The sequence below is a fragment of the Pseudomonas sp. MPR-R2A5 genome (genome assembly GCF_058793055.1).
In genome coordinates, this window is the sequence record NZ_JBXAFK010000092.1 from 1 (window position 1) to 10,979 (window position 10,979).

The 10,979-nt window shown below is 64.4% G+C and carries 14 protein-coding genes; 11 read left to right on the plus strand and 3 right to left on the minus strand.

The window, feature by feature from the left end; genetic code table 11:
- Positions 1-112 precede the first annotated feature (112 nt).
- From AC1Q6I_RS34165 to AC1Q6I_RS34175, 3 genes are read right to left on the minus strand one after another with little or no spacing between them, the layout of a single operon-like run.
- Positions 113-367 carry a cytochrome C oxidase subunit IV family protein gene (locus AC1Q6I_RS34165; RefSeq protein ID WP_168233624.1) on the minus strand — a complete coding sequence of 85 codons (255 nt, stop codon included), beginning with the start codon at positions 365-367 and terminating at the stop codon, positions 113-115.
- 7 nt (positions 368-374) lie between these two features.
- Positions 375-947, minus strand: coding sequence for a cytochrome c oxidase subunit 3 (locus tag AC1Q6I_RS34170; RefSeq protein WP_069076381.1), 573 nt, complete (start codon positions 945-947; stop codon positions 375-377).
- The gene (locus AC1Q6I_RS34175) at positions 931-1,707 is read right to left on the minus strand and encodes a CbbQ/NirQ/NorQ/GpvN family protein (RefSeq protein WP_041160914.1); all 777 of its coding nucleotides are present in this window, start codon (positions 1,705-1,707) and stop codon (positions 931-933) included. Before AC1Q6I_RS34175 ends, AC1Q6I_RS34170 begins: the two co-directional genes overlap by 17 nt.
- A gap of 195 nt (positions 1,708-1,902) precedes the next feature.
- On the opposite strand from AC1Q6I_RS34175, the gene nirS reads away from it, so the two are divergent.
- From nirS to AC1Q6I_RS34230, 11 genes are all read left to right on the plus strand, one after another.
- On the plus strand, positions 1,903-3,576 hold the full coding sequence (gene nirS, locus AC1Q6I_RS34180) for a nitrite reductase (RefSeq protein ID WP_102625678.1): 1,674 nt from the start codon (positions 1,903-1,905) through the stop codon (positions 3,574-3,576).
- Between the two features lie 24 nt (positions 3,577-3,600).
- On the plus strand, positions 3,601-3,915 hold the full coding sequence (locus tag AC1Q6I_RS34185) for a c-type cytochrome (RefSeq protein WP_102625677.1): 315 nt from the start codon (positions 3,601-3,603) through the stop codon (positions 3,913-3,915).
- 16 nt (positions 3,916-3,931) lie between these two features.
- Positions 3,932-4,249 carry a c-type cytochrome gene (locus tag AC1Q6I_RS34190; protein ID WP_102625676.1) on the plus strand — a complete coding sequence of 106 codons (318 nt, stop codon included), beginning with the start codon at positions 3,932-3,934 and terminating at the stop codon, positions 4,247-4,249.
- On the plus strand, positions 4,246-5,415 hold the full coding sequence (locus AC1Q6I_RS34195) for a cytochrome D1 domain-containing protein (protein WP_102625675.1): 1,170 nt from the start codon (positions 4,246-4,248) through the stop codon (positions 5,413-5,415). Before AC1Q6I_RS34190 ends, AC1Q6I_RS34195 begins: the two co-directional genes overlap by 4 nt.
- 1 nt (position 5,416) lies before the next feature.
- Positions 5,417-5,875: an Lrp/AsnC family transcriptional regulator gene (locus tag AC1Q6I_RS34200; RefSeq protein ID WP_024074994.1), complete on the plus strand. Its 459-nt coding sequence runs from the start codon at positions 5,417-5,419 to the stop codon at positions 5,873-5,875.
- 23 nt (positions 5,876-5,898) lie between these two features.
- Positions 5,899-6,387: a siroheme decarboxylase subunit beta gene (gene ahbB / locus AC1Q6I_RS34205; protein ID WP_158244444.1), complete on the plus strand. Its 489-nt coding sequence runs from the start codon at positions 5,899-5,901 to the stop codon at positions 6,385-6,387.
- Positions 6,380-6,823: an Lrp/AsnC family transcriptional regulator gene (locus AC1Q6I_RS34210; protein WP_024074992.1), complete on the plus strand. Its 444-nt coding sequence runs from the start codon at positions 6,380-6,382 to the stop codon at positions 6,821-6,823. Before ahbB (AC1Q6I_RS34205) ends, AC1Q6I_RS34210 begins: the two co-directional genes overlap by 8 nt.
- Complete coding sequence (gene ahbB, locus AC1Q6I_RS34215) at positions 6,798-7,301, plus strand: siroheme decarboxylase subunit beta (RefSeq protein ID WP_069076385.1); 504 nt, start codon at positions 6,798-6,800, stop codon at positions 7,299-7,301. The genes AC1Q6I_RS34210 and ahbB (AC1Q6I_RS34215) overlap by 26 nt, the downstream gene beginning before the upstream one ends.
- A 9-nt stretch (positions 7,302-7,310) precedes the next feature.
- A complete protein-coding gene (gene nirJ / locus AC1Q6I_RS34220; protein ID WP_102625673.1) occupies positions 7,311-8,468 on the plus strand; it encodes a heme d1 biosynthesis radical SAM protein NirJ in 1,158 nt (385 codons plus the stop codon).
- Between the two features lie 69 nt (positions 8,469-8,537).
- Positions 8,538-9,362: a uroporphyrinogen-III C-methyltransferase gene (gene cobA, locus AC1Q6I_RS34225; RefSeq protein ID WP_024074989.1), complete on the plus strand. Its 825-nt coding sequence runs from the start codon at positions 8,538-8,540 to the stop codon at positions 9,360-9,362.
- Positions 9,359-10,813: a nitrite reductase gene (locus AC1Q6I_RS34230; protein WP_102625672.1), complete on the plus strand. Its 1,455-nt coding sequence runs from the start codon at positions 9,359-9,361 to the stop codon at positions 10,811-10,813. Before cobA ends, AC1Q6I_RS34230 begins: the two co-directional genes overlap by 4 nt.
- Positions 10,814-10,979 lie beyond the last annotated feature (166 nt).

Consider the following 10,979-nt stretch of genomic DNA (forward strand, 5'->3'; position numbering starts at 1 on the left):
GGCCGACCTGGTAAAAGCACGGCCTGCCTGACGGCAGGCCGTTACCGGCCCGCACACAAAATATCTGACAGTCCCCCAGTCGCCGTTACCGCAGAAATGGATATGTACTCAGTCAACCAGCCCATGTACTCACCACCCCAGCAACCAATATCCCCCCCACTATCACCACCCCCCACCCCACCATCGCCAAACGCCACCCCCAAGGCCCATGCCGCAATTCCATAAACCCATCCACAATCACCCAGCCCTTCACCACCGCCAACCCCAGCACCACTCCCCACAGCCCAGACGCGCCAGTCAAGACCGTACCAACACTCAGCGCCACCAACACCGCCCAACACACCACCACTCCCAGGGAACCTCCCATCCGCACCTCACCCAATCACATAGACCAACGGAAACAACACCACCCACACCAAATCCACCATGTGCCAATACAGCACCCCAGACTCCACCCCACTCAAGCCAGTGCCCGGATAAGCCCGCCGCCAACAACCCACCGCCACCCACCCGAGAATCACCATCCCCAGCAGCACATGCAGAAAATGAAACCCGGTCAGAATCCAATACAAGGTGAAGAAGGTGCTGTGCTCCAGCCCCAGCCCGGCAGCGGCCAGGTGGGCGTACTCGCCGAGTTTGATCCCCACGTACACCAGTGCCACCAGCAACGCGCCCACCAACAACGCGCCGCCCTCGCGCGAGCGCCCCAGACGTACGCGCTGCACAGCCAACGCCGCGAGCAAGCCCGTGGTCAGCAGGCTCAAGGTCATCGCCAATCCCGTCGAGGTATCCAGCTGCGCGCGCCCGTCAGCAAACACCTCGGGCTTGAGTACCTGGGTCACGGCGAATGCCAGGATCAGAATCGCAAACACCGACAGCTCAGCGAGGATAAAAAACCACATCGCCAGGTCACCTGGCAGCCGGCGCGGTTCAGGCGAAGTGCACATCCACCACGTCCATCAGCGCAGCCACGGTGAGGGGATCATCGCTCAGCGGTTCCGCCAGGCAGGCCAGGCACGCCTCGCGCGGGTTCATGCCGGCGCCGATCAGGCGTGCGGTGAAGATCAACAGGCGTGTGGACGCGACTTCTTCCAGGTCGTGCTGATCGAGGCGACGCAATGCCTGGCCAAGACGCACGATCTGGGCGGCGAGCGCTGCGTCCACGCCTGCCTCACGGGCGACGATGCGTTCCTCGTCGGCCACTGGCGGGTAGCCGAAACGCAAAGCGACGAAGCGCTGGCGCGTGCTGGGTTTCATGCCCTTGAGCAGGTTCTGGTAACCAGGGTTGTATGACACCACCAGCATGAACGACGACGGCGCCTTGAGCACTTCGCCGGTGCGTTCCAGGTAGAGCTCGCGACGCTCGTCGGCAATCGGGTGCAGCACCACGGCGGTGTCCTGGCGCGCCTCGACCACTTCGTCAAGGTAGCAAATACCGCCTTCGCGTACGGCGCGGGTCAGTGGGCCGTCCTGCCACCAGGTGCCCTCGGCACCGATCAGGTGGCGTCCGAGCAAGTCGGCGGCGCTCAGGTCGTCGTGGCAGGCCACGGTGTACAGCGGCAGGTTCAGGCGGTGCGCCATGTGCTGCACGAAACGGGTCTTGCCACAGCCGGTCGGGCCTTTGATCAGCACCGGCATGCGGTGGCGCCAGGCGTGTTCGAACAGCGGCTGTTCGTTATGCAGCGGTTGGTAGAAGGGCTCGGTCATCACGCGTACTCACAACGGGTTCGACTGCCACGCTAAGGGCCCCTGCGACAACCTGGCAAGCACGCACACCGGCAAACTTGATCGCCGTCAAGCGAACATTGCGACGCGACACCCTAGTCTTGCCGGGCACTAAGAACCTGCGCTCTACCCTGCCTTCGCCGGGCATCGCAAAGGTCTTGCCTGAGGAGAAATGGAATGCTGACTCGCAACAGAAAAACCTGGGTATTGAGCCTCGCCAGCTTGAGCTGCGCCCTGGCCCTGGCCCTGCCGATCACGGCCCATGGCGACGCGGCGGCAGGCGTGGTGAAAACCACCGGCGCCCCCGATATGAGCCAGGCTGACTTCGACGCCTCCAAGCAGATTTACTTCGAGCGCTGCGCCGGTTGCCATGGGGTATTGCGCAAAGGCGCCACCGGCAAGCCGCTGACACCGGATATCACCCAGGCCCGTGGCCAGGCGTACCTGGAAGCGCTGATCACCTACGGTTCTCCCGCCGGCATGCCGAACTGGGGCACCTCCAACGCGCTGACCAAGGCGCAGATCACCAGCATGGCCACCTTCATCCAGCACACTGCGCCCACCCCGCCGGAATGGGGCATGGCCGAAACCCTCAAGACCTGGAAGGTGCTGGTCAAACCGGAAGACCGTCCGAAAAAACAACTGAATAAACTCAACCTGCAAAACCTGTTTTCGGTGACCTTGCGCGACGACGGCAAGATCGCCCTGGTGGACGGTGACACCAAGCAGATCATCAAGCTGATCGACACCGGCTACGCCGTACATATCTCGCGTATCTCGGCTTCCGGTCGCTACCTGCTGGTGATCGGCCGCGATGCCAAGATCGACATGATCGACCTGTGGCCGCTGGAGCCCACCAAAGTCGCCGAGATCAAGGTGGGCATCGAGGCCCGCTCGGTGGAGACCTCCAAGTTCAAGGGCTATGAGGACAAGTACGCGATTGCCGGTTCCTACTGGCCACCGCAGTTCACCATCATGGACGGTGAAACCCTGGAGCCCAAGCAGATCGTGTCCACCCGCGGCATGACCGTGGACAAGCAGGAATATCACCCCGAGCCGCGCGTGGCGGCGATCATTGCCTCCCACGAATGGCCGGAATTCATCGTCAACATCAAGGAAACCGGCAAGGTGATGCTGGTCAATTACCAGGACATCAAGAACCTCACCATCACCACCATCGACGCCGCGCCGTTCCTGCATGACGGCGGCTGGGACAGCACGCACCGCTACTTCATGACGGCGGCGAACAACTCCAACAAGGTCGCGGTGATCGACTCCAAGGAGCGTAAGCTCACCGCCCTGGTGGACGTCGGCAAGACCCCGCACCCCGGCCGTGGCGCCAACTTCAACCACCCCAAATTCGGGCCGGTATGGGCCACCAGCCACTTGGGCGACGGCGGTATTTCGGTGATCGGCACCGACCCGGTCAAGCACCCGCAATATGCCTGGAAACAGGTGGAATCCCTCAAGGGCCAGGGCGGCGGTTCGCTGTTTATCAAGACCCACCCCAACTCCCATCACCTGTACGTCGACACCACCCTCAACCCTGACGCCAAGCTCAGCCAATCGGTCGCCGTGTTCGATATCAACCAGCTGGACAAAGGCTACACCGTGCTGCCGATTGCCGAGTATTCCGGGATCAAGCAAGGCGCCCTGCGCGTTGTGCAACCGGAATACAACAAGGCGGGCGATGAGGTGTGGTTCTCGGTATGGAACGGCCAGACCGAAGAGTCGGCGCTGGTGGTGATCGATGACAAGACCCTCAAGCTCAAGCAGGTGATCAAGGACAAGCGCCTGATCACCCCGACCGGAAAATTCAACGTCTACAACACCCAACACGACATTTATTGAGCCCCATCAACACGAGATCATGCAATGAAAAATACTCTCCTCGCACTGCTGGCGTGCACGGCGGCCATCGGCCTGCAACCGGCGCTGGCGCAAGACGGCCACGACCTGTTCAACAGCAAGCCCTGTGTGGGTTGCCACACCATCGACAGCAAACTGGTGGGGCCGGCCTTGAAGGATGTCGCGGCCAAGAATGCCGGGGTTAAAGACGCCGCCACGACCCTGGCCAGCCACATCAAGAACGGCACCCAGGGCAACTGGGGGCCGATTCCGATGCCGCCGAACCAGGTCACCGATGACGAAGCCAAGGTGTTGGCCGATTGGGTCCTGACCTTGAAATAACCACAAGGAGCACGTCATGCACGCATCGATAATCGGTACCGCCATGGCGTTGTTCCTGCTGATGCCCGCGCGGGCAGCGGCCACCCCGGACGCTGCCCGCCTTGAACACCTGCTGACCCAGGACTGCGGCGCCTGCCATGGCCTGCACCTGACCGGTGGCCTGGGCCCGCCCCTCACCCCCCAGGCCCTCGCCGACCACAGCCGCGACAGCCTGATCGCCACTGTCACCTACGGCCGCCCTGCCCGCGCCATGCCCGGCTGGGGCCCACTGCTCAGTGCCGGCGATATCGCCTGGCTGGTCGACCGCCTCTTGCAAGGAAGCCCCGCACCATGATGCGTCCCGCCCTGTTATCCCTGTGCCTGTTGCTCGGCGCCTGCACTCAGCCCACGTTGCGCGGCAGTGGCGACCTGGGCCTGGTGATCGAACGTGCCAGCGGCAGCGTGCAGATCATCGAAAGCACCGGTATGACCGAACTGGCGCGCATCGAGGGGCTGGGCGACCTGTCCCATGCCTCGGCGGTGTTTTCCCGCGACCAGCGTTTCGCCTATGTGTTTGCCCGCGACGGCGGTTTGACCAAGGTCGACCTGCTGACCCAGCGCATCGAGCGGCGCATCGTCCAGGGCGGCAACAGCATTGGTGGCGCCATCAGCCAGGATGGCCGCCTGATCGCCGTGTCCAACTATGTGCCGGGCGGGGTCAAGGTGTTCGACGCCGACACCTTGCAACAAGTCGCGGATATCCCCGCCACCGCCCTGCCCGACGGCAGGCGCTCACGGGTGGTGGGCCTGGTGGATGCGCCCGGCCAACGCTTCGTGTTCAGCCTGTTCGACACGGGCGAAATCTGGAGCGCTGACTTCAGCCACGGCAACGCGCCGCGCATCACCCGCTTCAAGGACATCGGCGAGCAACCCTATGACGCGCTGATCACCGCCGATGGCCGCTACTACATGGCCGGGCTGTTCGGTGAAGACGGCATGGCCCAGCTCGACCTGTGGCACCCCGAGCGCGGCGTACAGCGCGTGCTCAAGGACTACGGACGCGGCCAGGCCAAACTGCCGGTCTACAAGATGCCCCACCTGGAAGGCTGGGCCGTCGCCGACAACCAGGCCTTCGTACCCGCCGTGGGTCGCCACCAGGTGCTGGTGATGGACGCGCGCACCTGGCAGCAAACCGCCGCGATCGCGGTGGCCGGCCAACCGATTTTTGTCACCGCGCGCCCCGACGGGCGCCAGCTGTGGGTCAACTTCGCCTACCCAGATAACGACCGGGTGCAGGTGCTCGACAGCGAGACCCACCAGGTGGTCGCCGACCTGCGCCCTGGCCCCGGTGTGCTGCATATGGAATTCAGCGGGCGTGGCGAGCAACTGTGGCTGTCGGTGCGCGACGGCGAACAGGTGCAAGTGTGGGACCCGTACCGCCTGACCCTGCTGAAGACATTGCCGGCCCAGAGTCCCAGCGGCATTTTCTTCAGCCTCCGTGCGCAAAAAATGGGGTATTGAGATGGACCTTGATCGGCTCAGCCAACAATTGATCGAACGCTTCCAACACGGCATGCCTCTGTGTGCCGAGCCCTACCGGGAAATGGCCCAGGTGTTGGGTTGCCGCGAGGCCGAGGTGATGGCGTGCCTGCAACGCCTGGAACTGGCCGGCGCCCTGTCGCGCATCGGCCCGGTGTTCGAGCACACCCGCGCGGGGGCCAGCACCCTGGCGGCGCTGGCGGTACCCGTCGAACGCCTGGAGCAGGTGGCCCTGCGGATCAACCAATATCCGGAGGTCAACCACAACTATGCCCGCGACCATCACTACAACCTGTGGTTCGTGCTGACCGGGCCGCACCGCCAGCACCTGGAGCAAATCCTTGATGAGCTGGAGAAAGACACCGGCCTCACCCCGCTGGATTTGCCGATGCTCACCGCCTACCGCATCGACCTCGGGTTTTCCCTGGGAGAACACCCGTGATCACGCCGCTGACCCAGGAACAAATGCTCGACCTGCGCCAGTGCCTGGAGCGCGGTTTGCCTATCGTCACGCGGCCTTATGAAGACCTCGCCGAACAGATCGGCGCCCATCACGACCAGGTGCTGCAACAGATGCAGCAATGGCGCGACCAGGGCTTGTTTCGCCGCGTCGGCCTGGTGCTCAACCACCGCGCCCTGGGGTATGTGGCCAACGCGATGCTGGTGCTGGATGTGCCGGATGCGCGGGTCGATGAAGTCGGCCAGCGCCTGGGCCGCGCGCCGGGGGTGAACCTGTGTTACCAGCGCCCCCGGCGCCTGCCGCAGTGGCGCTACAACCTGTTCTGCATGGTCCACGGCCGCGAGCACCGCGCGGTCGAGGCGCAGATTCACGCGCTGCTGGAGCAGCAGCTGCTCAGCGACCTGCCCTATCAACTGCTGTTCAGCACGCGCGCCTTCAAGCAATGCGGCGGACGTTTTGCCCCACCCCCTTCGCAGGTATGGGCCCATGGATGATCTTGACCGACGCCTGATCAATCGCCTGCAACTCGGCTTGCCGCTGGTGCGCGAACCTTGGCAGCAGGTGGCCGCCGAACTGCACAGCCGCCCCGGTGAAGTGCTCGACCGCCTGCATGATTTGCTCGAAGACGGCGTGCTCACGCGCTTCGGCCCGATGTTCGATATCGAGCGCCTCGGCGGCGCCTTCACCCTGGCCGCGCTGGCCGTACCCGAGGCGCGCTTTGACGCCGTCGCCGAGCAGCTCAACGCCCTGCCCCAGGTCGCCCACAACTACCGCCGCGAGCACCGCTGGAACATGTGGTTCGTGCTCGCCTGCGCCACCGAGACGGAGTTGGCCGCCACCCTGTCGCGCATCGAGGCCCTGACCGGGTTGTCGGTGCTCAACCTGCCGAAGGAGCACACCTACCATGTCGGTCTGTATTTCCCGGTCTGATACCCCCCTGGCCCTGCGCCTGGTCGCCCTCACCCAAGGCGGCCTGCCGCTGGTGGAAGACCCGTGGGCCTGGCTCGCCGAGCAGTTGGGCATCAGCCTCGAATCGACCCTCGACCTGCTCAAGCGCCTGCAGGCCGAAGGCGCGATCCGACGTATCGCGGCGGTGCCCAACCACTATCGCCTGGGCTATCGGCATAACGGCATGACGGTCTGGGACGTACTCGACACGCAACTGCCGCGCCTGGGTCAACTGCTCGGTGCGCAGCCGTTTGTCAGCCATTGCTACCGGCGTCCGCGCCGCCCCGGCTGGCCCTACAACCTGTTCGCCATGGTGCATGGGCGCAGCCGTGAGGAAATCGACAGCTACCGCGAACACCTGCGGTTCCTGCTGGGGGATGCCTGCCGCGCCGACGAGATGCTGGTGAGCAGCCGCATCCTGAAAAAAACCGGCCTGCGCCTGCCGCCGGCCCACTCGTAGGAGCGCCCCATGCTGCGGATCAGTCAGTACTTGCGTACCCTCGCCGGCCAATGCCCGCCACCCCGTACATCGCCGCCCGGCAGCGATCGGCCGCCGGTGGTGATCTGGAACCTGCTGCGGCGCTGTAACCTCACCTGCAAACACTGTTACGCCACCAGCGCCGACAGTGTGTTCCGCAATGAACTGGACACCCCGGCGGCCCTTCAGGTCATCGATGATCTGCAGGCCGCCGGGGTGCGTGTGTTGATCCTGTCCGGCGGCGAACCCATGCTGCGCGAGGACCTGTTCCAGCTCAGCGCCTATGCCCGCGACAAAGGTTTTTTCGTGGCGCTGTCGACGAACGGCACGTTGATCGATGAGCACACTATCCAGCAGGTTGCCGACGCGCAGTTCGACTATGTGGGCATCAGCATCGATGGCCTGGAGGCGACCCACGACGCCTTTCGCCAATTGCACGGCAGTTTCCAGCGCTCGATGCACGCCATCCGCCTGTGCCGCGAGGCCGGGATTCGCGTGGGCCTGCGCACCACCCTGACCCAGGACAACCACGCGCAGTTGCCGCAGCTGCTGGCGCTGATGCGCACGTACGATGTGCAGAAGTTCTACCTGTCGCACCTCAACTACAGCGGGCGTGGCAAGCGCAGCCGCCAGTTGGACGCGCACCGGCAGATGAGCCGCGAGGCCATGCGGTTGATTTTCCAACAGGCCTGGAGCGATATCGAAAACGGTATCGACAGTGACTTCGTCAGCGGCAACAACGACGCCGACGCCGTGCTGTTGCTGCAATGGGTCCACCAGCATCTGCCCCAACACTACCCCCAGCTGGAGCACCTGCTGCACAACTGGGGCGGCAATGCCTCCGGCAGCGGCATCGCCAATATCGACAACACGGGCGAGGTGCACCCCGACACCTACTGGTGGCAGCACTCGGTGGGCAATGTGCGCAACACCACCTTCCGCCAACTCTGGCTGGACCAGCCCGACCCGTTGCTGCTGCGCCTGCGCGAACACCCGCGTGCCATCGGTGGGCGTTGTGCCGAGTGCCATTGGTTGCCGATCTGCAACGGCAATACGCGCACCCGCGCCTGGGCCGACGGCGACCTCTGGGGCCCGGACCCCGGCTGCCACCTCAGTGACGCCGAGATCGCCCAGCGGCCCTCCCCCTGATCCCTGGCGCGACCACCCGGTGACACAACCGGGGGCGCTGCCTACCTGATGAAGAACCAAGGACGTCTCATGCACACTTCAACCGCCCTACCTGCCAGTTTGCACAGCCCCTTCCACCCCGGCGAAGTCGCGTTGGTGGGCGCCGGCCCCGGTGACCCGCGCCTGTTGACCCTGCGTGCCTGGAGCTTGTTGATGCAGGCCGATGCCGTGGTGTTCGACCGCCTGGTCAGCGCCGAGCTGCTGAGCCTGATCCCGCTGACCTGCGCGCGCCACTATGTGGGCAAGGCCAGCGGCTGTCACAGCCTGCCCCAGGACCAGCTCAACGAACTGCTCGCCGACCTGGCCGACCAGGGGCAACGGGTCGTGCGCCTCAAGGGCGGCGACCCCTTTATCTTCGGGCGCGGTGCCGAAGAGCTGGAATACCTGCTGGCGCGGGGCATTCCTTGCCAGGTGGTGCCGGGTATTACCGCGGCGTCCGGGTGCAGCGCCTATGCCGGCATCCCGTTGACCCACCGCGACCTGGTCAACTCCTGCCGCTTCGTCACCGGGCACCTGCAACGCGACGGTGCCTTGAAATTGCCCTGGGCCAGCCTGGCAGAGCCGAGCCAGACGCTGGTGTTCTACATGGGCCTGTCCAATCTGGCGCTGATCGCCGAACACCTGGTTGCGGCGGGTTTACCGGGGGACACACCCGCGGCGCTGATCAGCAATGGTGCCCGCGCCGACCAGCACGTGGCCCGTGGCACCCTGCGCCAGTTACCGACCCTGGCCGCCGACTGCGAGCCCGGGGTGCCGACCCTGACCGTGATTGGCCATGTGGTCAACCTGTTCGCCGACACCGCCCTGCACTTCCCCGCCAGCCTGACCCCGGCCCGTGAAGCGGTGGCGGTATGAAACGCCTGCTGCTGGTGCCGCTGCTCTGGGCCTCGGCCGCCCACGGAACGCCGGCCGAGGACTACCAACGCCTCTGCGCAGGCTGCCACGGCCTCAACCGCATCGGCGCCAGCGGCCCGGCGTTGCTCCCGGAAAGCCTGGGGCGGATCAAGCCGGAGGAAGTGCGCAAGGTCATCGAACAAGGCCGCCCCGCCAGCCAGATGGCCGCGTTCGCGCCACAGCTGAGTGCGGCACAGATCGACGGCCTGGCGAGCTTGCTGCAACAGCCGCCCGATTCGCCGGTGAGCTGGGATGAGCAGGCTATCCGTAGCAGCCACACGGTATTGGCGGATGTGAGCCGCTTGCCCACCACACCGCAACATCACGCCGACCCGCTCAACCTGTTCGTGGTGGTGGAGTCGGGCGACCATCACATCGACATTCTCGACGGTGACACCTTTACCGTGCTGGACCGCTTCCCCACCCATTTTGCGGTGCACGGCGGGCCAAAATTCTCCCCCGACGGGCGTTTTGTGTACTTCGCCTCGCGCGACGGCTGGATCAGCCAATATGACCTGCACAACCTCAAGCTGATCGCCGAAATCCGCGTCGGGCTCAATACCCGCAACCTGGCGGTGAGCAAGGACGGGCGCTGGGTGCTGGCGGGCAACTACCTGCCGGGCAACCTGGTGCTGCTGGATGCGCGCGACCTGTCCCTGGTCAAGACGCTGGACACAGCCTCCCGCGTCAGCGCGGTCTACACCGCGCCGCCGCGCAACAGCTTTATCGTGGCGCTCAAGGACGTGAACGAAGTCTGGGAGTTGTCCTATGCCGCCGCCCAGCCCAGCTTCGAACCCCGGCGCATCCAGGCCCAGGACGTGCTCGATGACTTTTCTTTCTCCCCGGATTACCGTCAACTGGTGGCCACCTCACGCAAAGCCGGGGGCGGCCAGGTGATTGACCTGGACAGCGGTCGGGTGGTCACCGATATCCCGCTGTCCGGCATGCCGCACCTGGGTTCGGGAACGTATTGGCAACGCAATGGCCAGTGGGTATTTGCCACGCCGAATATCAGCAAGGGGCAAATCTCGGTGATCGACCTCAAGACCTGGACGCTGATCAAACAGATCCCCACCCTCGGGCCAGGCTTTTTCATGCGCAGCCATGTGAACTCGCGCTATGTGTGGAGCGACGTGTTCTTCGGGCCGGACAACGATGCGATCCACCTGATCGACAAGCAGACCCTGGAGATCGCCCACACCCTGCGACCGATGCCAGGCAAGACCGCGGCCCATGTGGAATTCACCCGGGATGGCCGCTACCTGCTGCTGAGTATCTGGGCCACCGACGGCGCGTTGATCGTGTATGACAGCCAGACGCTGAAGGAGATCAAGCGCATCCCGATGAACAAACCTTCGGGCAAGTACAACGTGGGGAACAAGGTGGAGTTTGCCGAAGGCACATCACATTGAGCCATGGTGTTCAAAGACTGCCTCCTCCCACACTTAACCGAGTACAGCAGGCACAACTTCGGTCGGTTCCAGGGCCGCAAAAACCAGAACAAAAGCAGACTCAGGTCTACCTGATAGATACAGATCCAAATGTGGGAGGGGCGGTGCGACGATTCGACTTGCCCCC